The organism is Candidatus Skiveiella danica (assembly GCF_022705245.1).
Classification (GTDB): domain Bacteria; phylum Pseudomonadota; class Gammaproteobacteria; order Burkholderiales; family Burkholderiaceae_C; genus Skiveiella; species Skiveiella danica.
Window position 1 is genome coordinate 53,666 of sequence record NZ_JAKJEW010000003.1, and the last position, 23,095, is coordinate 76,760.

At 67.8% G+C, this 23,095-nt stretch carries 19 protein-coding genes; 11 read left to right on the top strand and 8 right to left on the bottom strand.

What is annotated here, in order from left to right:
* Positions 1-14: 14 nt before the first annotated feature.
* Positions 15-899, top strand: coding sequence for an NUDIX hydrolase (locus ACMUOY_RS02550; RefSeq protein WP_413890770.1), 885 nt, complete (start codon positions 15-17; stop codon positions 897-899).
* Between the two features lie 72 nt (positions 900-971).
* On the opposite strand, the gene ACMUOY_RS02555 is transcribed toward ACMUOY_RS02550, so the two are convergent.
* A complete protein-coding gene (locus ACMUOY_RS02555) occupies positions 972-1,970 on the bottom strand; it encodes a glycerophosphodiester phosphodiesterase (protein ID WP_413890772.1) in 999 nt (332 codons plus the stop codon).
* Positions 1,971-2,110: 140 nt separating this feature from the next.
* On the opposite strand from ACMUOY_RS02555, the gene ACMUOY_RS02560 reads away from it, so the two are divergent.
* Positions 2,111-3,697 carry a WS/DGAT/MGAT family O-acyltransferase gene (locus tag ACMUOY_RS02560; protein WP_413890774.1) on the top strand — a complete coding sequence of 529 codons (1,587 nt, stop codon included), beginning with the start codon at positions 2,111-2,113 and terminating at the stop codon, positions 3,695-3,697.
* 4 nt (positions 3,698-3,701) lie between these two features.
* On the opposite strand, the gene ACMUOY_RS02565 is transcribed toward ACMUOY_RS02560, so the two are convergent.
* Together ACMUOY_RS02565 and ACMUOY_RS02570 are read right to left on the bottom strand one after the other, a co-directional pair.
* Positions 3,702-4,556 (bottom strand): esterase/lipase family protein, encoded by an 855-nt coding sequence (locus tag ACMUOY_RS02565; RefSeq protein ID WP_413890776.1) that lies wholly within the window; start codon positions 4,554-4,556, stop codon positions 3,702-3,704.
* Positions 4,557-4,671: 115 nt separating this feature from the next.
* Positions 4,672-5,823 carry a BamA/TamA family outer membrane protein gene (locus ACMUOY_RS02570; protein WP_413890778.1) on the bottom strand — a complete coding sequence of 384 codons (1,152 nt, stop codon included), beginning with the start codon at positions 5,821-5,823 and terminating at the stop codon, positions 4,672-4,674.
* A gap of 112 nt (positions 5,824-5,935) precedes the next feature.
* Here ACMUOY_RS02570 and ydiK point away from each other — a divergent pair, with 112 nt between their 5' ends.
* Together ydiK and ACMUOY_RS02580 are read left to right on the top strand one after the other, a co-directional pair.
* A complete protein-coding gene (gene ydiK / locus ACMUOY_RS02575; RefSeq protein ID WP_413890780.1) occupies positions 5,936-7,015 on the top strand; it encodes an AI-2E family transporter YdiK in 1,080 nt (359 codons plus the stop codon).
* 4 nt (positions 7,016-7,019) lie between these two features.
* Positions 7,020-7,238, top strand: coding sequence for a SlyX family protein (locus tag ACMUOY_RS02580; RefSeq protein ID WP_413890782.1), 219 nt, complete (start codon positions 7,020-7,022; stop codon positions 7,236-7,238).
* Positions 7,239-7,286: 48 nt separating this feature from the next.
* On the opposite strand, the gene ACMUOY_RS02585 is transcribed toward ACMUOY_RS02580, so the two are convergent.
* Both ACMUOY_RS02585 and ACMUOY_RS02590 read right to left on the bottom strand, forming a co-directional pair.
* Positions 7,287-7,835, bottom strand: a complete 549-nt coding sequence (locus tag ACMUOY_RS02585) for a hypothetical protein (protein WP_413890784.1) — start codon at positions 7,833-7,835, stop codon at positions 7,287-7,289.
* Positions 7,807-8,547, bottom strand: coding sequence for a hypothetical protein (locus ACMUOY_RS02590; RefSeq protein ID WP_413890785.1), 741 nt, complete (start codon positions 8,545-8,547; stop codon positions 7,807-7,809). Before ACMUOY_RS02590 ends, ACMUOY_RS02585 begins: the two co-directional genes overlap by 29 nt.
* A 157-nt stretch (positions 8,548-8,704) precedes the next feature.
* On the opposite strand from ACMUOY_RS02590, the gene ACMUOY_RS02595 reads away from it, so the two are divergent.
* On the top strand, positions 8,705-9,475 hold the full coding sequence (locus ACMUOY_RS02595) for an alpha/beta fold hydrolase (protein WP_413890787.1): 771 nt from the start codon (positions 8,705-8,707) through the stop codon (positions 9,473-9,475).
* A gap of 10 nt (positions 9,476-9,485) precedes the next feature.
* On the opposite strand, the gene ACMUOY_RS02600 is transcribed toward ACMUOY_RS02595, so the two are convergent.
* Positions 9,486-10,943 (bottom strand): pyridoxal phosphate-dependent decarboxylase family protein, encoded by a 1,458-nt coding sequence (locus ACMUOY_RS02600; RefSeq protein WP_413890789.1) that lies wholly within the window; start codon positions 10,941-10,943, stop codon positions 9,486-9,488.
* On the bottom strand, positions 10,933-11,562 hold the full coding sequence (locus ACMUOY_RS02605) for a DedA family protein (RefSeq protein ID WP_413890791.1): 630 nt from the start codon (positions 11,560-11,562) through the stop codon (positions 10,933-10,935). Before ACMUOY_RS02605 ends, ACMUOY_RS02600 begins: the two co-directional genes overlap by 11 nt.
* A 113-nt stretch (positions 11,563-11,675) precedes the next feature.
* Here ACMUOY_RS02605 and ACMUOY_RS02610 point away from each other — a divergent pair, with 113 nt between their 5' ends.
* The 5 genes from ACMUOY_RS02610 (at position 11,676) to ACMUOY_RS02630 (ending at position 19,201) form a co-directional block, all read left to right on the top strand.
* The gene (locus ACMUOY_RS02610; RefSeq protein ID WP_413890793.1) at positions 11,676-13,091 is read left to right on the top strand and encodes a bacteriohemerythrin; all 1,416 of its coding nucleotides are present in this window, start codon (positions 11,676-11,678) and stop codon (positions 13,089-13,091) included.
* 281 nt (positions 13,092-13,372) lie between these two features.
* Complete coding sequence (gene ipdC / locus ACMUOY_RS02615) at positions 13,373-14,995, top strand: indolepyruvate/phenylpyruvate decarboxylase (protein ID WP_413890795.1); 1,623 nt, start codon at positions 13,373-13,375, stop codon at positions 14,993-14,995.
* A 72-nt stretch (positions 14,996-15,067) separates the two neighbouring features.
* Positions 15,068-16,567 carry a sensor histidine kinase gene (locus tag ACMUOY_RS02620; RefSeq protein ID WP_413890797.1) on the top strand — a complete coding sequence of 500 codons (1,500 nt, stop codon included), beginning with the start codon at positions 15,068-15,070 and terminating at the stop codon, positions 16,565-16,567.
* A complete protein-coding gene (locus tag ACMUOY_RS02625) occupies positions 16,564-17,250 on the top strand; it encodes a response regulator (RefSeq protein ID WP_413890799.1) in 687 nt (228 codons plus the stop codon). The genes ACMUOY_RS02620 and ACMUOY_RS02625 overlap by 4 nt, the downstream gene beginning before the upstream one ends.
* Positions 17,251-17,323: 73 nt before the next feature.
* Entirely contained in the window at positions 17,324-19,201 is a 1,878-nt protein-coding gene (locus ACMUOY_RS02630; protein WP_413890801.1) for a potassium transporter Kup, read from the top strand.
* A 12-nt stretch (positions 19,202-19,213) separates the two neighbouring features.
* Here ACMUOY_RS02630 and ACMUOY_RS02635 read toward each other — a convergent pair whose 3' ends face one another.
* Positions 19,214-20,590: a tryptophanase gene (locus tag ACMUOY_RS02635; RefSeq protein ID WP_413890803.1), complete on the bottom strand. Its 1,377-nt coding sequence runs from the start codon at positions 20,588-20,590 to the stop codon at positions 19,214-19,216.
* A gap of 149 nt (positions 20,591-20,739) precedes the next feature.
* Between ACMUOY_RS02635 and ACMUOY_RS02640 the strand changes: the two genes are divergently transcribed.
* Positions 20,740-23,094: a penicillin acylase family protein gene (locus ACMUOY_RS02640; RefSeq protein WP_413890805.1), complete on the top strand. Its 2,355-nt coding sequence runs from the start codon at positions 20,740-20,742 to the stop codon at positions 23,092-23,094.
* The last annotated feature ends 1 nt before the right edge of the window (position 23,095 follow it).

Here is a 23,095-nt window from a genome sequence, read left to right on the forward strand (position 1 = left end):
CGAGAATGCGGCGCATGGTCATCGAAATCAACTCGGACGAGGTTCTGACGGCGCCGGTGGCGTCCGCCACAGTGATGGTGCTGCGCGACAGCCCGAACGGCCCCGAGGTGCTGATGATGCGCCGGCACGGCAATTCCAGCGTGCTGGGCGGCGCACATGTTTTCCCGGGCGGCAAGCTCGACCCGCAAGATCTGCAGGTGGACCCCGCCCTGCTCGACCAGCCCCCGGCGCGCCTGCGCGATGCCTTGGGCGAACCCGATCTGGATGAACCCCTGGCCGCCGGGCTGCACCTGGCGGCGCTGCGCGAAACCCTGGAGGAATGCGGCCTGCTCCTGGCCGATCGCATCGACCCCGAAGCCTTGCGCGAAGCCGAAACCCGCTTGCGCGCCGGCGAAGGCTTCGTACCCACGCTGACCGCGCTCGGCCTGCCGCTGCAGACCGCACGCCTGGCGCCGTGGTCGCGCTGGATCACGCCGCGGGTGCCTTCGGTGACACGAAGCCGCTTCGACACCCGCTTCTTTCTGGCCGAAGCCCCCGCCGACCAGGATGCCCGCCACGACGATCACGAAGCCACCGAGACCCTCTGGGTGCTGCCCGCTGCCGGCCTGCGCCAGTACTGGGAGGGCGCCATCGACCTGGCCCCGCCGCAGATCATGAGCCTGTGCCAGCTGGCCCGTTTCAACAGCGTGGCGGCGCTGATGGCTGCCGCCCGCAGCCGGCGGCCCCCGCTCGTCGAGCCCGAGGCTTTCGACGTGGAGGGCGAGCGTGTGATCTGCTACCCCGGCGACCCGCGCCACAGCGTGGCCGAGCGCGCCTGGCCCGGCCCCACGCGCCTGGCCTACCGGAACCGCCGGTTCGAGCCGGCCGGAGGCCTGGCCGATCTGCTGCCACCGGCCTGACGCAAGGCGCTCCTGTTTATGGAGCAACCGAAGACCTCCCGACGCTGGGATGGGCCTGAAATCGTTCGATTTTCAGTTCTTCAGCGCCGTCGGAAGCGCCAGCGCACGCTGGCGCATCGCCGCGCGGCCTCGGTCAGGGTAATCGGTGATGATCCCGTCCACACCCCAGCCGATCAGCCGGTCCAGGTCGGCCGGGCTGTTGACGGTCCACGGAATCACCTGCAGGCCCAGTGCCTGCGCGCCCTGGACGGCGTCCGCGTCCAGGTCGGTGAAGGCGGGTGACCAGATGGTGCAACCGGCTGCCTTGACCAGGTGGGCCACCGAGGGGTAGTCCGCCAGCCGCCGCCCTGCCGTCCAGCTGCCATCGGCCAGGGTGTTGAAATTGCGGCCCTGCGTGGTCAGGCACGCGGTGCGCAAGCCCGGCTCGCGCTGGTGGACGAGCGCCAGGGTGCGCCAGTCGAAGCTCTGCACGATCACGCGCCGGGTCATGCCGGCGTCGCGGATGGTGGCCAGCAGCACCTCGACAAAGGCCTCGGGTGTCACCGTGTCGTCGGGCCGGTTCGGGTAGACCTTGGTTTCGATGTTGAACTGCACGTCCGTGGCGCCGAGCGCCTTCACCAGCGCAAAGACCGACGCCAGCGTCGGAATCCGCTGGCCGTCGCGCGGGGCCTGCTCGGGAAACGGGCGCCCGTAGGCATGGGCCGGGTTGAGGCGCCCCACGTCATAGGCCTGGACCTGCGCCAGCGTCAGCGACCGGATCAGCGGGCCGCGCACGCTCAGCCACTGGCCCTGGGCATCGCGGGCGATCGCCTCGAACAGGGCCGGCTCATGCGACACCACGGCCACGCCGTCGGCGGTGATGGCCACGTCCAGCTCCAGCGTGCTGACGCCGATTTTCAGCGCCCGCTCGAAGGCGGCCAGTGTGTTTTCCGGCGCCAGGCCGCGCGCGCCGCGGTGGCCCTGCAGGTCAACGGCCCGGCAGGCCGGCAACCATGCCATCAGGCCGGCCAGCACACCGACGACCAGCCAGGGGCTTGACCGGCTCCTGAACAACGAAACGGGTTTAGTCATGCCGCCAGTGTTGCCGAAGTCGGGCGGAACAGCAAAGCGCGGGCCTTGGGCCGCCGGTGCGCTGTCGCCTGCTTGCCAGCAATCGGCGCCGTGTTCGGCGACACTTCAGGGTTATTGCCCGAAACCGAAGGAAGCTGTCAATGAACCACCTCAGCGGCATGGACGCCATGTTCCTGCACATCGAATCGCCCGAGATGCCGATGCACATCGGCTCGCTCAACGTGCTCGATCTGCCCCCTGGCTACACCGGCGACTTCTATGAAGACGCCAAGAAGATGATGAGCGAGCGGCTGCACCTGGCGGCCGTGTTCACGCGCAAGCTGGAACTGATGCCCTTCGATCTGGCCGACCCGATCTGGGTGGAAGACGAAGACATCGACATCGATTACCACGTGCGCCATGTCACGCTGCCCAAGCCCGGCACCAACCGGCAGTTGCAGCAATATGTCGCGCGGCTGCATTCCTCGCTGCTGGACCGCAGCCGCCCGCTGTGGGAGGTGTTCATCATCGACGGTCTCAAGAGCGGCCAGGTGGCGCTGTACACCAAGGTGCACCATGCGGGCATCGACGGCCAGGCCGGCGTGGCCGTGGCCAAGGCGATCTTCGACCTGGCGCCCACCGGCCGGGTCATCAAGCCGCCGCGCCCGCGCGCGCGCCACAACCGCTACCAACTGGGCATCGCGGAGCTGGCCAGCGCCGCCGCCCGCAACGCGGTGCGGCAGTACGCCAAGCTGATCCGCATGGCGCCCTCGATGGCGCGCGCCGTGCGCGACGTGGTGGTGCCCGAGAAGGACGAACACGGCAAGCGCCAATGGAGCCTGCCCGACGTGAAGGTGTTCGCGCCGCGCACGCTGCTCAACACCGCCATCACCAACCAGCGCTCCTTTGCCGGGCGCATGATTCCGCTGGCCGAGACCAAGTTCATCGCCAAGACCTTTGGCGTGACCCTCAATGACGTGGTGATGGGCACCACGGCCGGCGCCCTGCGCCGCTACCTGCGCGAATACGACGACCTGCCCGACAAGCCGCTGGTGGCCGCTGTGCCGGTGAGCCTGCGCGCGCAGGGCGACGAATCGGCCAACAACCAGGTCAGCATGCTGCGCATGTCGCTGGGCACCGACGTGGCCGATCCGGTGGAGCGGCTGAAGGTCATCCACGAATCCTCGGATGCCGGCAAGGCGATGATGAGCCGGGTCAAGACGGTCATTCCCAGTGACTTCCCGATGCTCGGCTCGCCCTGGCTGGTCTCGGGCATCGCCTCGCTCCTGGGCCGCTCGCGCCTGGCCAACGTGGTGCCGCCCTTTGCCAACCTGATCATCTCCAACGTGGCCGGCATCCCTGTGCCGCTGTACTACGCCGGCGCCAGCGTGGCCTGCTACTACCCGGTCTCGATTCCGGCGCACAGCATGGCACTGAACGTCACCGTGCAAAGCTACAACGGCCGTCTGGACTACGGCCTGATCGCCTGCCGCCGCACGCTGCCCGACGTCAACGACCTGGGGGACTACCTGCTCGCCGAACACCAGACCCTGCTGGCGCGTGCGCAGGCGCACGAGAAGGAAAGCGAGAACGTGAAGGCACCCGCCCCCGCGATGATCGAATCGGCGCCGCCGGCCACAACCGTGACGCGCAGCCGCGGCAAGACCGAACGCAAGCTGAAGCTGGTGGCCGACACGGCCGCGGCGCCGCGCAAGCGCGCCGCCGCCCGCACCCGCCGCGCCGGCTAGGCGCTCAGGCCTGCGCGCCCGGGCGGGCAGAGCGCAACGCGTCGAACGGCCAGCCGCGGCCCGCCCGGACTTTCTTTGGCGCCGGGAGATGGTCGTTCGTTCCGTACAGCAGGCGCTGGACACCGCGGGGCTCGAAGGGTTTCCAGTCGTTTTCCGGCTGGGCCAGCCGCTCGGCGATCAGGTACAGCGCGTTCGGGCTGCTGAACATGCCAATGTGGCTGCCGCCACGCAGGTTGATGCTTTCGCCGTCCGGGCGGCCCTCCTCGATCGAGCAGGGCCAGGCCACCACGCCATCAAGCTTGCTGAAGATCGAGGTGGTGGGCACCGGCGGCTTGACGCGCATCTCCAGGTGCCGGTTGAAATCCAGGTCTTCGAAGCGGTCGCCCGACAGCCATTCGTACAGATGCGTGCCGGTGGAGGCCAGCGGATGCCCGGTGAAGGGCGAACCCAGCGTGATGACCTGGCGCACCAAGGCCGGGTCATGGCGGGCGATCTCACGGGCAAACACACCGCCCAGACTCTGGCCGATCACGCTGACCTTCTGTCCGTGTTCGTCAAACACCGCCTTCATGCGCTGGTGCATGAGCGCCAGGTCCTCGTCCTTGAGCCCCTTGTTGCGCCCCAGCCCCCAGGGATAGGTCACGTAGCCGAGGTCGTCCAGAAACCTGCGCAGCAGGATCGTCGAGATATCGGAGGCGCCCAGGCCCGGAATCACCAGCACGGGATGGCCGTCGCCGCGCGGCGTGATGGCCTGCAGCGGCTTGAAGAAGGTCAGGCCGGCCCAGAACTCCCAGAACGCCCGCTGCTCGAAGGCCAGCAGCCAGGGCGACGGCGGTTCGATGTCCGGGAACTGGGTCATGGACGCCCTGAGTCTCGTCATGCGTGACGGGCGCTTTGGGCGTGATGGGTTCTTTGTTCGTGGCACGGCGGGTCTCCTTCAATATCTGGTGTCTGAAATGGGGGGGTGTGCTGGATTAGCGCCAAGGGCTTCCGACCTGAATGTAAAACGCCCGACCCTGCGGGCCTGTCGCGAAGTCGATCCCGGCGTGCAGGCCAAGCTTCCTGGCAATGAGGTAGCGGAAGCCGGCGCCTACGGTGCTGACGGTTTCGGTCTGGCTGAAGGTGTCCCGCTTGCCCCACGCACGACCGGCGCCGGTAAAGCCCAGCAGCGACCAGCGGGGCGTGGCCTGCCACCAGAGCTCGACCTCGGCCACGGCGGCGTTGTTGTCCTGGTAGCGCACGGCGGGAGTGCCCCGCAGGTTGACGAAGGGTTTGGCAAAGAAAGGAATGTCGCCGCGCGAGGTCTGCACGTCGCCGCGCAATGCGAGGATGAACGGCTTGCCCATCGGAATCCAGTCAAAGCCCCGCAAGTTGACCTGCTGGTAGCTCGACGTGCCTCCTAACTGCGGACTGGCCGCCACCAGTTCGGCCTCGACAAAGTGTCCGTCGGTCGGGGTGAAGATGTTGTCACGGGTGTCATGAGACCCCACCAGGCTCAGCCGGCCGATGCGCACCTCTCGCAAGGGGCGCCCGTCCAGGTCGGCCGGCCAGCCGTCGCCGAACGCGGGGTTCACTTTCAGCCACGCGTACCGCGGACCGAAAAACCAGTCGGTCTCGCCGGCGCGGGCCTGCAACTGCTGCATCAGGCCGACGCCATCCAGTTGGTAGGCTCGCGCCTTGTTCAGCAGGCCATAGTAGTCCAGCCGCGCATCCACCTTGCCCAGGGCGCCGAGGTAGCGGTAACGGTCCGCCTGCCAGGTGTGACGGTGGCCGATGAACGCGCCACGGGTTCCATTCTCGGTACCCAGCGCCCCCACTGCGGTGATGTTGGGCGGGACGGCCTTGCCGGTTTCACCCAGGCTGGTCTTGAGCGCATCGCCCAGCGGTTTGTCAAAGAAAATGCCCACCAATCCGCCACCGTAGCCCACCGCTGGCTCGGTGATGACGATCGGCACCGGCAGGATGCCCCGATGCTCCAGCAGGTGTTCGCTGAGATCAAGCATGCCATCGCCGGGGTCGGTCAGGCGCACCGGCAGCCATTGGGCGAGGCTGCCCGTGCAGACGAGGCTGATGGCGCACAACAGGGCGCGAAGAGCGTTCTTGCCTGGGCTTTTGTGGGGGAACATGGTCACGGTTCTGCAACTACGATGCGATTTTGCGCCCGCCGCCCCGTGCCAGCCTTGGCATGACCCCCTACACTTGACCCCAATCCCCTCGAAAAAACCCGAAAACTGCCCCATGCAAGAAAAACCACCTGCCGACCTGGTCCGCACGACGCTGGGCGTGCTGTTCCTGGGCGGCCTGATCCTCTCCTCGTTCTGGATCCTGCGTCCCTTCATTGGCGCCGTCATCTGGGCCACCATGCTGGTGGTCGCCACCTGGCCAGTCATGAAGTGGTTCGAGGCGCGGCTCTGGCGCCGCCGCAGCCTGGCGGTGCTGGTGATGTCCTTGCTGCTGCTGCTGCTCTTCTTCGTGCCGCTGACGCTGGCCATCGGCACCATCGTCAGCCATTCGGACGAGATCGTCGAACGGGGCAAGTCCCTCGCCACCTCGCCGGTTCCGCACCCGCCGCAATGGGTCGCCCAGCTGCCGTTTGTCGGCGAAAAGATCGCCAAGGCCTGGGAAGACGCCATCGCAGCGGGCGCCTCCGGATTGATTGCCAAACTGATGCCCTACGCCGACAACATCGCCAAGTGGCTGGTTTCGCAAGCGGGCAGCATCGGATTCTTGCTGCTTCAGTTTCTGCTCACCGTCATCATCTCGGCCCTGATGTACGCCGGCGGTGAATCGGCAGCACTGGCGGTGCACCGTTTCGGTCGCCGCCTGGCCGGACACAGCGGTGAAAACGCCGTCACGCTGGCCGGTCAGGCCATTCGCGGCGTGGCGCTGGGGGTGGGCGTGACCGCGGTCGTTCAGGCAGGGCTGGGCGGCGTCGGGCTGGCAATTGCCGGCATCCCCTTTGCCGGCTTGCTGACGGCGGTGATGCTGATGCTGTGCATCGCCCAGGTCGGGCCCGCGTTGGTTATGTTCCCGGCCGTGGCCTGGGTCTACTGGACGGGAGAAAACGGCTGGGGCACCTTTTTGCTGCTCTGGGCGCTGGTCGTTTCCACCATGGACAACTTCCTGCGGCCGGCCCTGATCAAGCGTGGCGCCGATCTTCCGCTTCTGCTGATCTTTGCCGGCGTGATCGGCGGCCTGATCGGATTCGGCCTGGTGGGCATCTTCGTCGGACCGGTGCTGCTGGCGGTGGCCTACACGCTGCTCGACTCGTGGGTGGGCGACGGCAACGCGCCGCGCCCGACGACCGAAGGCAGTTGACCTCATGGATTCCCTGGACGAAGCCGCACGGCGCCTCACCGAACTGGAAATCAAGGCCAGCTTCACCGAAGACCTGCTGGATCAGCTGAATCAGGTCATCGTGCGCCAACAGCAGCAGATCGACACCCTCGTCCGCGAGATCGGCCACTTGCGCCAGCAAATTCCGGAGGGCGACGGCGCCGCCTTTCGCAGCCTGCGTGACGAACGGCCACCGCACTACTGAGAATCGCTGGGCGCCCGCCGGGTGGTGACCGCGTCGACGAACCGCGGCTCAGGCGAGCTTGCGCCGCAGGGCGCGACCAAAGTCATTCACGAAATGCGCCACCAGCGCGCGCAGAGGGCTCAGGCCCGGCTCCGGCGGAAGGCCGGCGCCCAGGCGCTCGATCTGGTGGTAATACCAGCCTGCCTGCGCCTGGTTGTTCAGGGCGCGCAGGGCACTGGCCGGGCTGTTGGGTCCCCAGAATCCCCGGCCCAGCACCAGACGGTCTTCGGGCACGGGCAGGCGATCCAACCGGCCGGAGAACATCCGTGCCGGGAAGTCTGGATCCAGACAGAACGGGCGGGCCAGGCCGATCATGTCGGTGTGCCCGCCCGCCAGCGCGGCCTCCATGCCCGCGCGGGTGCGAAACCCGCCCGTGACCATGACGGGCATGCGCGCCACGGCCTTGATGGACTTGGCATATTCCAGAAACATGGCCTCGCGCTCGCGCGTGCTGTCGCGGATTTCGCTGGCCGGCTGCGGCTTGAAGAACTCAAGCTGCTCGTAGGTGCCGCCCGAAACTTCGAGCAGGTCAATGTCCGCATCGTTCAGCCACTGCACAACCTGGATGCTTTCGTCCAGGGTGAAGCCGCCCTTTGACGAAGTCGGAGGAATTCAGCTTGACGGAAATCGGATAGGCCGGGCCCACCCGCGCACGCACGGCACGGATCACTTCGAGCAACAGGCGGGCCCGGTTGGCCAGTGAGCCTCCCCAGTGATCCTGCCGCCGATTGGTCCGGGGCGACAGGAACTGCGACAGCAGATAACCATGTGCCGAATGCACCTGGACGCCATCGAGGCCGGCCGCCTTGACCAGCGCCGCGGTCTGGGCAAAGCGCCCGATGATGTCCTGGATGTCGACCTCGGTCGCCGCGCGCGGCTTGCCGAAATTGCCCGCCATGTCGAGTTGGATCTCCGAGGGCGCCAGCGGCGTCAGGTTGGCGAGCCGCGGGCATTGGCGGCCCGGGTGGCTGATCTGAGCCCAGAGCTGGCTGCCGGCCTCGCGCACGGTCTGCGCCCAGGCGCGCAGTTGCGCCAAGCCGCTGTCGTCTTCCAGCACCACGTTGCCGGACCGCTCGAGGTAACGCCGGTCGATCATGAGATTGCCGCTCAGCAGGATCGCCGCCCCGCCGCGCGCCCAGGTCGAATACAGGCGCCGGTGTGCCGCCGTGGCCCGGTCGTGCGCATCAGCCAAGCCTTCGGTCATGGCTGCCTTGCAGATGCGGTTGGCGACGGTGTGGCCGCAAGGCAGGGTCAGGGGTTCTTCAATCAAGCGCACGCTCCGGTTCTGCGGAACTTCGGGTTCAAGGCCAGTGTAGCGGCGACAACCGGCGGCAGGCGTGAAAGAATGCCGTCATCGCCGCGCGGCTGGCCTGGGTGCCTGCCGAAGCATCCCAAACTCCGAACCTGCACAACCCGAAGGAAATGCCATGTTTCTCAAGACCAGCGACGCCGAACTGCTCGTCACATCGTACGGAGACTCACCTCGAACGATCGTCGCGCATGGCGGCTGGGTGGGCAGTGGCGAGTTGTGGGCCGCGCCTTTCGAGCGTCTGAGCCAGTCGTGGCGAACCGTCACCTACGATCATCGCGGCACGGGCGCCACGCGGCACAGCGCACCGGCCATCACCTTCGACCTGCTGGTCGGCGACCTGTTCCGTGTGCTCGATGCACTGAACATCGACACCTGCGTGCTGGCCGCTGAATCCATGGGGGCCATGGTCGCCCTGGAGGCGGCACTGCGGCACCCGGAGCGATTCACCGGGCTGGTGATCGTCGGCGGGCGCTATTCCGGCGCACGCACCCCGGCACGTGATCGGCTCGTCGCTGGCTGCAGGGCGGATTTCCGCGCGACGATGGAGGCCTTTGTCAACGCCTGCACGCCCGAGGCCGATTGTGAGGCCGAGCGCGCCTGGGGCAAGCTGATCGTGAATCGATCCAATGCGGTGGAAGCGGTCCAGCTGATGGAATGCGTCGATGGGGTTGACCTCGAGTCCCGGCTGGCATCCATCACCTTGCCCACGCTGGTCCTGCACGGCCGGCAGGATGTCATTGCGCCTTTGGCATCGTCGGAACGACTGGTCGAACTCGTTGCGGGCTCGAAACTGGTGGTGGCCGAAGATGCAGGCCATGTCCCGACCGTGACGCGGCCGAATTGGGTGGCCAGCGAGATCAATGCGTTCTTCGCCACCCCGGCCTGAAAGACCGGCATCAGGCCTGACGGCGCTGCTTCCAGGTCACGTACAGAGCCGCCAGGCGCTCGACCAGGGCATCCAGGGTTCCGGGGTGGGCGCCTCCCGCCACACCGGACCCTGAAGCCGCGTGCAGGTCCATCTGAGCGCCACCGGCCTTGTACATGCCCGCGAACATCTCCAGCACGCGGTTCTTCACCATGCCGCGCAAGGGGATGTGGGCCATCATGCCGTAGGTGGCGGCGCTGCCGGCCTGGGCCAGCTCGGGATGGGCCTTGACGGTGGCCACGGATTCTCTAAGGTCGCACAGGTAGGCGTCCATGACCTCGAGGTGTTGCGCGGTGATCATCGCGTGCAGGCCGTCCGGGTTCTGCAGGCGGTTGATCTGCCAGCCCTTTGCGTCCATCTGGTCACCCACGGCGTAGATGTTGACGTCCGGGTCGATTGAGCCGTAGCCCAGCAGCGGCCCGCTGGGCTCGCCCATCACATACAGCCCGGGAATCTGCCCGATGCCTTTTCGCATCCGGTCGAAGGCCTTGATGGTGCGTCGCGCCAGATCGCGGTAGCCGGACTTGCCCATGTGCTGCATGGCGGCCCACGCCGCCGCGTAGGCGCCCCCGGGCCGGGTGCCCAGCAGCGCCGGCGAGGCGAAGACGCCACCGGGCCAGTCCTGGTAGACGAACATCTGGTGCTTGAGGATGTCCAGGTTGCGGTAGGTGATGGTCGAGGCCCCCTTGGCCGCATAGCCGTACTTGTGCAGGTCGGCCGATATCGACGTGACGCCGGGCACGCGGTAGTCCCACAATGGCAGCTTGCGCCCGTTCATGGCCATGAAGGGCAGGATGAAACCGCCCACGCAGGCGTCCACGTGCAGGGGAACGCCGTGCTTCAGCGCCAGTTCACCAAACGCCTCGATCGGGTCGATCGTGCCGTGCGGGTACTCGGGCGCAGAGCCGAGGATCATCACGGTGTTGCGGTTGATCAGCCGCTCAAGCTGGGTCACATCCGCGCGAAGATGCTTGTCCAGCGGCAACAGACGAACCTTCACGTCGAAGTACTCCGATGCCTTGAACCAGGCCACATGGGCGGTCACCGGCAGGATCATTTCAGGCCGGCTCACGCCCCGCACCTGGCGGGCCCTGTCGCGGTAGGTCTTCACGGCGAGCAGGCAACTCTCAGTGCCGCCCGAGGTCACCACCCCGCACACCTCGGGCGTTCCGTGCAGCAGCGCCGCGGTGGCTTCGATGATCTCGTTCTCGAAACGCTTCAGGCTCTTGAACACGGTCGGGTTCAGGCCGTTGGCACCCGCGAACGCGCTGTACGCTTCGCCCAGGAACGCCGCATAGTCCTCGTCCTGGTAGTAGGCCAGACTCCACAAGCGGCCGTGCCGGTAGTCGGGATCGGCGCTGGAAAAAGTCTTCAGGTCCGCCAGGACCTCGGCTGCGGGCCGCCCCCTGGCGGGCAGTTTATGGGCCATTTCGTGCACCCCCCTTATCCATGCGCCTGCGTTGCCAGCCGCGCAGCATCCAGGCTGCCAGCAACAGCAGCACGGCCACCACAATGACGCCCTGAAATCGCTCGACGAGCGCCATGATCTCCTGCCAACGCCCGCCCACGTAGCGAACGCCGTACACCAGCAGCGGCAATTCGATCAGGGCGGCGGCGCCGTCAAAGATGAACAGATGCCGGTAGGGCAGTTTCAGCGAACCGGCCGCAAAAAAGAGCGCCGTCCGGATGCCCGGCAGAAAGCGGATCACAAAGATGTAGAACGGCCCGCCCCTGCGCACACGTTCCTGCAGCGAGAGCAATCGACCTTCAGGAACGATGCGGGAGACCGGCCCCGACCGCAACAGGCGCGCGCCATAGCGATGCCCCCAATGAAACACGAGCGCGTCGCCAGCGATCAAGCCCACCCAGGCCACCGCCATCAAGGGCACGGGATCCATCACGCCGGTGAGCGTGAGCGCCGACGCGATCAGCAGCACGATGTCTTCGTTCATCGGCGCGCCGATGCCGCAGGCCACCAGCAGACCCAGCACCAGTGCGTAGGCCGGCAGCCCCTGCAAGGTCTGCAAATACTGAAGGGAGGCTTCCATGGGCAAATTGTAGGGAGTCGCCCGGTGGGCGCCCCGCGGCTTGTGGCGTACAGTCGCATCGGGCAGCGGCCCTGCCGCCCCGAAAAACTTCAGACCGTCTGCGGAACTTCGCCATGAATGAAAACGAGCTGACCCACGCCATCGCCCGGGAACACGTCAACCTGGCTTCGGGACTGCTGTCCATGATGGTGCCGCAGAGCGCGGGCACCGGGGTGGGCCTCAAGGGGCTGGACGGTCGCTACCAGATCGTCAACCCGATTCTGGAAACCCTCGCTGGCCTGCCCGTCGGCGCCATGACCGGCAAGACCGACCCCGAGCTATTCGCACCCGATATCGCCGCCCGGCTCCACCAGGGCGACCAGGACATCGCCACCGGAGCAGTCAGCTTCAACACGGAACTGGACTTCGCGGTCAACGGCGAACCCACGCATTGCCAGTGCCTGAAGTTCCCGGTGGCCGGTGCGGACGGCACGCTGCTGATGATTGGCACCGTGCTGCTGCCCGTGGCGGGCCAGGATGCCGTCGAAGGCATGCTGCAATCGCTCGAGCGCCTGCAACAGACCAACAGCGAGCTGCTGAAGTCGCTGGCCTCCGTCGACCGCCAGGCCCGCATGGACAAGCTGACAGGCGCCTGGAACCGCCGGCGCCTGGAAGAAGCCGTGGCCAACGAGATGGAGCGCCTGCACCGCTACGACCACCCGCTGAGCCTGCTGCTCGTCAGTCTCGACGGCTTCCAGCAGCTCAATGCCGAGCTCGGAACCCAGGCGGGGGACCGCGTCCTGTTCGAAACCGCGATCGTGCTGCAGGCCAGTCTGCGCGCCACCGACGCCCTCGCGCGCTGGTCCGACGACCAGTTTGCCGTGTTGTGCCCCAACACCACCCAATCCACCGCCACTGTGCTGGCCGGGCAACTCCGGGAGAAAGTGGCGGCTGCACGTTTCACCGCGGCCAACACCCTCACACTCAGCATCGGCGTGGCCGAATGCGGCCGGGAAGAGACGCCTGACCAGTGGTTCGACCGTGCCGATGCCGCGATGTTCAAGGCGCGCGTCACCGGCCGCAACCGTGTCCAGCCGGCGGCCGAAATACCCGGTCGCGCCAGCGTCGGCGAAAACGTCGCCGCGAGCTTCGTGCAGCTGTCCTGGCGCCCCGCCTACGACTGTGGCAACGCCGTCATCGACGCCCAGCACCGCGGCCTTTTCAAGGACGCCAACGAGCTGCTGGCCGCCATCCTGGAACACCGGCCCAAGGATGAGGTGGCCACGCTGATCGACAACCTGATCAACCACGTGGTCCAGCACTTCCAGGACGAGGAGGTGCTGATCAACGCCGCCGGATTCCCCGGCGCGGATGAACACGCCGCCATCCACCGCGTCCTGGTGGACAAGGCCGCCGACGTGACCAACCGCTTCCACGCCGGCACGCTCGCCGTCGGCGAGTTGTTCCAGTTCCTGGCGCACGACGTGGTGGCGCGGCACATGCTGGGGGCGGACAGGGAGTTCTTCCCGTTCCTGCGGGCATCGACCTGAACCGGCACCGAATACTCCTGATTTGATAGCTATTCATGACCATTCCACGCTGGGGCGAGGCCAACTTCGTTCTTGATATGCCGCTATGGCGGCGTCAAAGGCCTGTGACGGGCCGCTGAAGCACCGGCGCCTCCGCCCTTGCGACGAAAATCCGGTCGCCTGCCAACGGTTCCTGCAGAAATCCTGCGTCAAAGCACCCGAATGAGCCGAAAAACGATCGCACCCTGCACCCGGTGCGCAGCACAATGCCCGCATTGCCTGAAAAACCGGAGCTGGCCTGCATGAACCTCATCGAATCCCTGCTGCACGCGCTCAAAGACCATGGCGCGCGCCAGATCTTTGGCATTCCCGGCGACTTCGCCCTGCCCTACTTCCGCATCATCGAAGAGTCCAAGATCCTGCCGCTGTACACGCTGTCGCACGAGCCCGGCGTGGGCTTCGCGGCCGACGCGTCGGCGCGCATCAACGGCAGCCTGGGCGTGGCGGCCGTCACCTATGGCGCCGGGGCGCTGAACATGATCAATTCAATCGCGGCGGCCTTTGCCGAAAAGTCGCCCCTGGTGGTGCTCTCGGGCGGGCCGGGCAAGGGGGAATCGCGCTCCGGGCTGTTGCTGCACCACCAGGCCAAGACGCTGGACTCGCAGTTCCAGATCTTCAAGGAAATCACCTGCGACCAGGTGCGCCTGGACGACGCCGCGCGCGCGCCGGCCGACATCGCGCGCGTGCTGGCCAGCTGCCTGCGCCGCTCGGAGCCGGTCTACATCGAGATCCCGCGCGACATGGTGAACGAGTCCTGCGCGCCGGTGGTGCCCGATGCCGCCCAGCCGGTGGACCCGGATGCGCTGGCCGCCTGCGTGGACGAGATCCTGGCGCGGCTGGCCAGCGCCCGCTCGCCGGTGCTGATGGCCGGCGTGGAGGTGCGCCGCTACGGGCTGGAGGCCCAGGTGGCGCAGCTGGCGCGCCGGCTCGGCGTGCCGGTGGTGACCAGCTTCATGGGCCGCGGCCTGCTGGCCGACCAGGAGGTGCCCCTGCTGGGCACCTACATGGGCGTGGCGGGCTTTCCCGAGGTCACCGAACTCGTGGAGGGCTCGGACGGCCTGTTCCTGCTCGGCGAGATCATCTGCGACACCAACTTCGCCGTCTCGCAGACCAAGATCGACATGCGCAAGACGATCCAGGCGCTGGATGGCCGCGTCACCATCGGCTACCACACCTATTCCCAGCTGCCGCTGGCCGCGGTCGTCGAACGCATGCTGGCGTGCCTGGGCACGGGTGACAAGCCGCTGGCCGTGACGCCCCCCGCCTTCCCGCACGGGCTGGTGGCCGATGACGCCGCCATCACCCCGAGCGACATCGCCACCGCCGTCAACGACCTGATGGCCGCGCACGGCCGCCTGCCGATCGCCTCCGACATGGGCGACTGCCTGTTCACCGCCATGGAAATCCAGCACACCGCGCTGGTGGCGCCCGGCTACTACGCCACGATGGGCTTCGGCGTGCCGGCCGGGCTGGGCCTGCAGGCCGCCACGAACGAGCGGCCGCTGATCCTGGTGGGCGACGGCGCGTTCCAGATGACCGGCTGGGAACTGGGCAACTGCCGCCGCTACGGCTGGGACCCGATCGTGCTGGTGTTCAACAACGCCAGCTGGGAGATGCTGCGCACCTTCCAGCCCGAGTCCGGCTTCAACGACCTGGGCCACTGGGGCTTTGCCGAGATGGCCGCCGGCATGGGCGGCGACGGCGTGCGCGTTAACACGCGCGCCGAGCTGAAAGCCGCGCTGGACCGCGCCCTGGCCACGCGTGGGCGTTTCCAGCTGATCGACATCACCATCCCCAGCGGCGTGCTGTCGCAGACGCTGGCGCGCTTCGTGGCCGGCGTGAAGCGGCTGAACGCGCCCAAATAGGCGCGCCAGCCAGACGCCCGAGCGGCGTCCCTGATGCAATCCTGATGCGGCCGGTGATACGCTGAGCCCATCATGATCGAGAGCACGCCGCAACCGCCCCTCCCTGCACCAGCTCACCGCTGGGCCGTCGTCAGCCTGCTGCTGGGCCTGGCCACCACGTGCGGGTTCGCTCTGGAGCCGCATGTCTCGCTGACCAGCCTGGCCATGGTCTATGTGCTGGCGGTCGCCGTGGCGGCCTACAAGCTGGACTGGATCGGCTCCTCGGTCTGCGCGGTCGCGGCCGTCACCGCCTTGAACTTCTTTTTCGTGCCCCCGCGCTGGACCTTCGAGGTGGAGAGCCAGGAGCATTTCATCGCGCTGGGCGCCATGCTGGTGGTGGCCCTGGCGATCAGCCACCTCGCCACCGGGCTGCGGCGCGAAACCGACCTCGCGCGGCTGAACGAACAGCGCGCGCGCCAGCTGCAGGCCCTGGCCACCGAGCTGGCCAACGCCGCGTCACACGACCAGGTGCTGGCGCTGGGCCGCACGGCGCTCGAAACCGGTTTTGCCGGGCCGTGCTTGCTGGCCCTGACGCTGGAGGACGGCCGCCTCGATCTGCCCGCCGACGTGGACGCAATGGTGCACGACGGCATGGTGGCCTGCGTCCGCGAAGCGGCCGTGCTGGGGCCGGGCACCGGGCGCTGGCCCGGCCTGGACGCCTGGTTCCTTCCGCTGGGCGAAAAGGGCCATGTGGCCGGTGCCGCCTGCGTGCGCCCCGCACCGGCCGCCGACGAGGCCGGGCGTGAGCACGCGCAGGCCCTGTGCGCCCTGCTCGGGCAGGCCCTGTGGCGGCTGCGCCTGAACGCGGACATGCTGCGTGCCCAGGGCGAGGCGCATCACCAGCAGCTGCAAAGCACGTTTCTGGCGGCCATCTCGCACGACCTGCGCACGCCGCTGGCGGCCATCGTCGGCGCCGCCTCGTCGTTGCTGACCCAGCGCGACAAGCTGGCCCCGCCCGAGCAGGAGCGGCTGCTGCGCAGCATCGCCAGCGAGGCTGCCTACCTCTCCACCGTCACTGAAAACACGCTGCAGCTCGTGCGCCTGAGCGGCCCTGCGCAGTCCCTGCGGCGCGACTGGGAAAGCCTGGAAGAAATCGTGGGCGCGGTGCTGGCGCGCGTGCGCCAGCGCGACCCTGGGCGGCGCATCAAGTCCAGCGTGCCCGAAGGGCTGCCACTGATCAAGGGCGACCCGGTGCTGCTGGCGCAGCTGATCGCCAACCTGCTGGACAACGCGCTGACTTACAGCGAGGGGCCGATCGAGCTGAGCGTGAGCGCCCATGTCCAGGCGCTGGAGGTGAGCGTGAAGGACCGCGGCCCGGGCCTGAGCGACGCCCAGCAGGCCAGCCTGTTTGCGCCCCATGTGCGCGGCGACCATCCGGGCGTGCGCGGCGCCGGCCTAGGCCTGGCCGTGTGCAAGGCCATCGCCGAGGCGCATGGCGCGCGCCTCACGCACCGGCACCGCAGCGGCGGGGGCAGCCGGTTTTCGCTGCTGTTGCCGGTGGAAAGCGCGCAACCGGCCCGGGAGGTGGCATGACGCTGCGCGTGCTGGTGGTCGAGGACGACCGCGAGATCCGCTCCCTGATGCAGTCCTCGCTGTCCGTCGAGGGCTTTGAGGTGCAGACGGCCGTCACGCTGAGCGAGGCCGAGGCGCTGTGGCGCCACAGCCCGCCGGACGTCATCGTGCTCGACCTCGGTCTGCCCGACGGCGACGGCCTGGAGCTGGTCAAGACTGTGCGCGCGCAGCGTTCCACGCCCATCATCGTGGTGTCTGCCCGCCACCAGGAGGCGCAGAAGATCCTCCTGCTGGACGCTGGCGCCGACGACTACCTGACCAAGCCCTTCAGCGTGGCTGAGTTGCTGGCGCGCATCCGGGTGGCCCTGCGCCACCGCGGCACGGCGCTGACACCCGCCGTGACCGAGCATCGGTTGGACGACCTGCACGTCGACCTGGCGGCTCACCGGGTGGCGCGAGACGGCCAGCCGGTGCACCTGACGCCAACCGAGTTCAAGCTGCTGGCGCGCCTCGTGCGCAGTGCCGGGCGCGTGGTGACGCACCGCCAGCTGCTCGCCGACGTCTGGGGGCCGGAGTTCACCGAGCACACCCACTACCTGCGGCTGTACATGGGCCAGCTGCGCGCGAAGATCGAGCGCGACCCGGCCGAGCCGCGCCACCTGCTGACCGAAACCGGCGTCGGTTACCGGCTGGCGGCGGAGTGACTCCGCCGTTCCTTATGCGTTCCTGATGGGCCCGGCGCGACAGTGGCGCCCTGTTCCACCACCACGGATTGACATGAGCAAGACAGCCAGCCGGGAGAGCTTTGCTGCCCTCGCCCTCGGCGCGATGGGCGTGGTGTACGGCGACATCGGCACCAGCCCGCTGTACACCATGAAGGAGGTCTTCAGCCCCGCCACCGGCATTCCCCTTGACGCCACGCACCTGATCGGCGCGGTGTCGGTCATCTTCTGGGGCCTGATGCTGGTGGTGACGCTGAAATACGTGCTGCTTATCCTGCGCGCTGACAACCGGGGCGAAGGCGGCATCATGGCGTTGACCGCACTGGCCGCCGAAGCCGCCGGCAGCACGCGCCGGCGCCGCACGGCCCTGCTGCTGGCCGGTGTGCTCGGCGCGGCCCTGTTTTATGGCGACAGCGTGATCACGCCGGCCATTTCGGTGCTCAGCGCGGTGGAGGGGCTGGAGGTTGCCACCCCGGCGCTGAAGGCCTATGTGATTCCGATCTCGGTGGCCGTGCTCATCGGCCTGTTTGCGGTGCAGCGCCACGGCACCGCGGTGGTCGGCAAGCTGTTCGGCCCCGTGATCCTGGTGTGGTTCGCGGTGCTGGCGTTTTTCGGGTTTCTGGAAATCGTCCGCCAGCCGGCCATCCTGGCGGCGCTCAACCCGCTCAACGGCCTGGCCTTCCTGCACGCGCGGGGCTGGCAGGTGTTTGCCGCCGTGGGCGCCATCGTGTTGGCCTTCACCGGGGCCGAGGCGCTGTATGCCGACATGGGGCACTTCGGCAAGAAACCGATCCAGCTGGCCTGGACCGGCCTGGTGCTGCCGGCCCTGGCCATCAACTACATGGGCCAGGGCGCGCTGCTGATGCGTGACCCGTCTGCCCTGGAGAACCCCTTCTACCGCCTGTTCCCGCAAAGCTGGCTCATCCCCGCCGTGGTGCTGGCCACGCTGGCCACGGTGATCGCGTCGCAGGCCGTGATTTCGGGAGCCTATTCCATGACCCGCCAGGCGATTCAGCTTGGGCTGCTGCCGCGCATGCGGGTGCAGTTCACCTCGGCCAAGGAGGCCGGCCAGATCTACATGCCCGAGGTGAACTGGCTGCTGCTGGTGGCCGTGCTGCTGGCGGTGCTGGGCTTTGGCAGCTCCTCGGCGCTGGCCTCGGCCTACGGCATTGCGGTGACCGTGACCATGCTGATCACCACCGGGCTCACTTTCTTCGTCGTGCGCCACGCCTGGCGTTACCCGCTTCCGGTGGCCCTGGCCGCCACCGGGGTGTTCCTGGCGCTGGATACGTTGCTGGTGGTGTCGTGCGCGCTCAAGTTCCTGCAAGGTGGCTGGTTCCCGCTGGTGCTGGGCGCCGCGCTGTTCACCGTCATGGCCACCTGGCGTCGTGGGCGCGAGCTGCTGATCGAAACCATGCGCCGCGACGACCCCGAGCTGCTGCCCTTCATCCACGCGCTGAACGAAGACCGCACCCACCGCGTGCCGCGCACGGCCGTCTACGCCGTGGCCAACCCGGACACCGTGCCCCAGGCGCTGATGCACAACCTCAAGCACAACCAGGTGCTGCACGAGCACAACCTGATCCTGACGGTGGTCTTCCACGAGGTACCGTGGATTCCGTTCGAGCAGCGGGTGCAAGTCACGCCGCTGGCGCCGGGCTTCTGGCGCGTGCAGGTGAACTACGGCTTCATCAACACGCCCGACATTCCCAAGGCGCTCGAGCTCTGCCGCGCGCAGGGCGTGCCGGTCAATCTGTTCGAGACCTCCTACTTCCTGAGCCGCGAGATCGTCGTGCCCACCCGCAACGCGGGCATGGCGCACTGGCGCGAGGCGCTGTTCGCCGTCATGTCACGCAACGCGGGCAGCGTGGCCGACTTCTTCCGCCTGCCGCACAACTGCGTGATCGAACTGGGCACGCGGGTGCAGATCTGAGGGACGCCACGCTCAGCCATCCACCCAGGCGCACTCGCACGTGAAGTGCCGCAGAAAGGGCGGCTGCTTGGTGATGCGCACGCCGCGGATGCCGGCGGCCTGCTGCTTGACCTCGTCGATGACCTCGGCGGCGTAGTCGAAGTGCGACTGGGTGTACATGCGCCGCGGGAACGCCAGGCGCACCAGCTCCATGCTGTGGTAGGTCTCGGTGCCGTCGTCCAGGCGCTTGCCGAACATGACCGAGCCGATCTCCACGCCGCGGATGCCGCCTTCCAGATACAGCGCATTGCACAGGGCCCATCCCGGATAGTGCGCCACGGGCATGTCGGGCAGCACCGTCTTCGCATCGATGTACACCGCGTGGCCGCCCGTCGGACGCACGAAGCCCACGCCCGCCGCCTCCAGCCGTTCGCCCAGGTACTCGGCGGTGCGCAGGCGGTAGCGCAGGTAGTCCTCGTCCATGCCCTCTTCCAGCCCCACGGCCAGTGCCTCCAGGTCGCGGCCGGCCAGGCCGCCGTAGGTGGGGAAGCCCTCGGTCAGGATCAGCACATTGCGCACCGCGTCCATCCATTCTTCGCTGCGCAACACGATGAAGCCGCCGATGTTGACCATGCCGTCTTTCTTGGCGCTCATGGTGGCACCGTCGGCGTAGGAGAACATTTCCTTGACGATGCCGCGGATCGGCGTTTTCTCATAGCCCGGCTCGCGCATCTTGATGAACATGGCGTTCTCCGAGAAGCGGCACACATCCATGATGAAGGGCTTGCCGTGCTGCTTCAGCAGCGCCGCGTAGGCGCGGATGTTGGCCATGGACACGGGCTGGCCGCCGCCGGTGTTGTTGGTCACGGTGATCATGCCGAAGGGGATGCGATCCCCCTGCTCCTTCAGCAGCGCCTCCACGCGTGCCAGGTCGATGTTGCCCTTGAACGGATGGATCAGCGACGGCTGCAGACCCTCGGCGATGACCAGGTCGCGGGCATCGACGCCGAGGTATTCGAGATTGGCGCGCGTAGTGTCGAAGTGGCAGTTGTTGGGCACCACGTCACCCTGCTTGCAGACCGCGGTGAACAACACCTTCTCGGCCGCGCGCCCCTGGTGCGTCGGCACGAAAAAGTTCATGCCGGTGATCTTCTGAATCACGGCCTCCAGCCGGTAGAAGCTGCGCGCGCCGGCGTAGCTCTCGTCCCCTTCCATGATGGCGCCCCACTGACGGCTGGACATGGAACCGGTGCCGGAATCGGTCAGCCAGTCGATCAGCACATCCTCGGCGCGTAGCTTGAAGACGTTGAGGTGGGCGGCCTCCAGAAGTTGTTCGCGCTCGGCGCGGCTGGTCATGCGGATGGGTTCGATGCTCTTGATGCGGAAGGGTTCGATCAGGGTCTTGGGCATGATGGTCTGGCCGTATTTCTTGTGAGGTGGGCGAAGTTAGCACCGGAAAAACCATCGTGGTGTCGGTCATTTCCAACAGTCGGAAAAGAAATTTTCGGCCGCCAAGGGGTTACATTGACCAGTTGCATTGCACACAAAAGGAGACATTGATGAGACCACTCACTGCCACCCTGGCCCCCTTGGCCGCCGCCGCCCTGCTCGCCGCCTGCGCCACCGGGCCCACAGGTCCCGACGCCCGCACCGCCACCATCCAGCGCACCGCCAACGGCGTGCCGCACATCAGCGCCACCGACCCCGAGACCCTGGCCTACGCCATGGCCTACGCCTACGCGCAGGACAACGTCTGCATGACCGCCGACCAGCTGGTCACCGTGCGCGGCGAGCGTGCCCGCTGGTTCGGCGGCGCCACCCCGGGCCTGCTGGCACGGCGCATGTTCCCGAACGAGCAGATCGACCTGTTCATCGCCGCCCACATGGACGATACAGCCCTCGAGCGCGCCTGGGCGGGTGCCAGTGCCGAATCGCAGGCCATGGCGCGCGGTACGGTGGCCGGCTACAACCGCTACCTCGCCGACCAGGCCGGCAAGCTGCCCGCCGCCTGCAACAGCCAGCCCTGGGTCAAGCCCATGACGTTGGCCGAGTTCCGCCGCCAAGGCGAACTCACTGCCGTGCAGGCCGCCACGGCAGCCTTGGCCGACGCCGTGCTGGGCGCCCGCCCGCCGGCGCCAACGGCCGCCACCTCATCCACTGCGCCGGAACGCGTCGATCTGGCCGACGCCGCCGAAGCCATGCGCGAGGCTGGCCTGCTCGATTCCCCGCTCGGCTCCAACGCATGGGCCTTTGGCAAGGACACCACGGCCAACGGCAGCGGCCTGCTGTTGGGCAACCCGCATTTCCCGTGGGCCGGCGTGAACCGCTTCTGGCAGGTGCACCTGACCATCCCCGGCAACCTGGACGTCATGGGCGTGGGCATCGGCAGCTTCCCGGGTGTGACCATCGGCTTCAACAAGGACGTGGCCTGGTCGCACACGGTCTCCACCGGCAAGCGCTTCACGCTGCACGAGCTGACGCTGGTGCCGGGCAATCCCACCAGCTACCTGATCGACGGGAAGCCGGAGAAGATGACGTCGCGCACCGTCAGCGTGCCGGCGCGCGCTGCCGACGGCAGCCTGCAGACGAAGTCGGCCACGCTCTGGTCCACCCGCTGGGGCCCGGTGGTGGTGCTTCCCCGCGCCGGACTGAATTGGACAGCCAGCACCGCCTACGCACTCAAGGACGCCAACCTGGGCAACGTGCGTGCCACCGACGCCGCGCTGGGCTTTGCGCGCGCGCGCAACGTGCAGGACGTGCGCGAGGCCATGAAGAACATTGGGACGCCCTGGGTCAACACCCTCGCTGCGGATCGCAACGGCAACACCCTGTACGCCGACGTTTCGGTGGTGCCCGATGTCGATGCGGCGCAACTGCAGCGCTGTGCGCCCAGCAGGCCCGCCGCTGCGCTGTTGCCGGCTGCCGGCCTGGTCGTGCTGGACGGCTCGAAGAGCGCCTGCGACTGGCAGCGGGACCCCAGCTCGCCGGTGCCGGGACTGATTCCCATCGGCCGCATGCCGACCGCCATCCGGACCGACTGGGTACACAACAGCAACGACGGGTTCCTCTACACCCACCCGGCGCAGAAGTGGAGCGGCATCTCTCCGCTGGTCGGTGACGCCAGCGTCACCCGGCCCCGCACCCGCGCCGGTCTGCTGGAGATCCCGGACATGCTGGCCCGCGGAAAGGCCACGCCGCAGGCCGTTCAAGCACAGTTGTTCGCCGACCGCAACTTCATGGGCCACGTCACCATGCCGGACCTGCTGGCCGCCTGCACCGCCAACCCGCCTGCCAGCGCCGAGGCCCGCGACGGTTGCGCCGCCCTGCGCGGCTGGGACCGCACCAGCAGCCTGGACGCCCGCGGCGCCCACCTGTTCCGCGAGTTCTGGCGCACCGCGCGGCTGATCCCGGGCGTTTACCGCGTGCCTTTCGACCCGGCGCAACCCGTGGCCACCCCGGCTGGCCTGAAGATGGACGACCCGGCCATCGCCGCCAAGGTCTGGGAATCGCTGACGCAGGCCGTGAAGAACGTGCGAACCGCCGGCTTCGCACTCGACGCCACGCTGGGCAGCGTCCAGCGCCCGCTGATCACGAGCGAGCCGATTCCGCTGCACGGCGGTGACGAATTCGAGGGCGTGCTGAACAACCTGGGCAACCAGTTCAACCCCGGCATCACGCCCAAGGGCCTGCTGATCGACTACGGCACCAGCTACGTGCAGACCGTCACCTTCGACGCGCGCGGCCCGGTGGCGCAGGGCATCCTGACCTACGGCCAGTCCACCAACCCCGCCTCGCCGCACGCCACCGACCAGCTCTGGCTGTTCTCGCGCAAGCAATGGCCGGTGCTGCCTTTCCACCCGGAGGATGTCGAGAAAGCCCGCGTCGGCGAGGTGCTGCGGCTGACCCGGCCGTGAT

Coding starts and splice junctions, on each gene's coding strand:
- ACMUOY_RS02570 (WP_413890778.1), bottom strand. CDS start 5,823: ATGTTCCCCCACAAAAGCCCAGGCAAGAACGCTCTTCGCGCCCTGTTG.
- ACMUOY_RS02605 (WP_413890791.1), bottom strand. CDS start 11,562: ATGGAAGCCTCCCTTCAGTATTTGCAGACCTTGCAGGGGCTGCCGGCC.
- ACMUOY_RS02630 (WP_413890801.1), top strand. CDS start 17,324: ATGAGCAAGACAGCCAGCCGGGAGAGCTTTGCTGCCCTCGCCCTCGGC.
- ipdC (WP_413890795.1), top strand. CDS start 13,373: ATGAACCTCATCGAATCCCTGCTGCACGCGCTCAAAGACCATGGCGCG.
- ydiK (WP_413890780.1), top strand. CDS start 5,936: ATGCAAGAAAAACCACCTGCCGACCTGGTCCGCACGACGCTGGGCGTG.
- ACMUOY_RS02620 (WP_413890797.1), top strand. CDS start 15,068: ATGATCGAGAGCACGCCGCAACCGCCCCTCCCTGCACCAGCTCACCGC.
- ACMUOY_RS02600 (WP_413890789.1), bottom strand. CDS start 10,943: ATGGCCCATAAACTGCCCGCCAGGGGGCGGCCCGCAGCCGAGGTCCTG.
- ACMUOY_RS02625 (WP_413890799.1), top strand. CDS start 16,564: ATGACGCTGCGCGTGCTGGTGGTCGAGGACGACCGCGAGATCCGCTCC.
- ACMUOY_RS02635 (WP_413890803.1), bottom strand. CDS start 20,590: ATGCCCAAGACCCTGATCGAACCCTTCCGCATCAAGAGCATCGAACCC.
- ACMUOY_RS02610 (WP_413890793.1), top strand. CDS start 11,676: ATGAATGAAAACGAGCTGACCCACGCCATCGCCCGGGAACACGTCAAC.
- ACMUOY_RS02565 (WP_413890776.1), bottom strand. CDS start 4,556: ATGACCCAGTTCCCGGACATCGAACCGCCGTCGCCCTGGCTGCTGGCC.
- ACMUOY_RS02550 (WP_413890770.1), top strand. CDS start 15: ATGGTCATCGAAATCAACTCGGACGAGGTTCTGACGGCGCCGGTGGCG.
- ACMUOY_RS02640 (WP_413890805.1), top strand. CDS start 20,740: ATGAGACCACTCACTGCCACCCTGGCCCCCTTGGCCGCCGCCGCCCTG.
- ACMUOY_RS02580 (WP_413890782.1), top strand. CDS start 7,020: ATGGATTCCCTGGACGAAGCCGCACGGCGCCTCACCGAACTGGAAATC.
- ACMUOY_RS02595 (WP_413890787.1), top strand. CDS start 8,705: ATGTTTCTCAAGACCAGCGACGCCGAACTGCTCGTCACATCGTACGGA.
- ACMUOY_RS02555 (WP_413890772.1), bottom strand. CDS start 1,970: ATGACTAAACCCGTTTCGTTGTTCAGGAGCCGGTCAAGCCCCTGGCTG.
- ACMUOY_RS02560 (WP_413890774.1), top strand. CDS start 2,111: ATGAACCACCTCAGCGGCATGGACGCCATGTTCCTGCACATCGAATCG.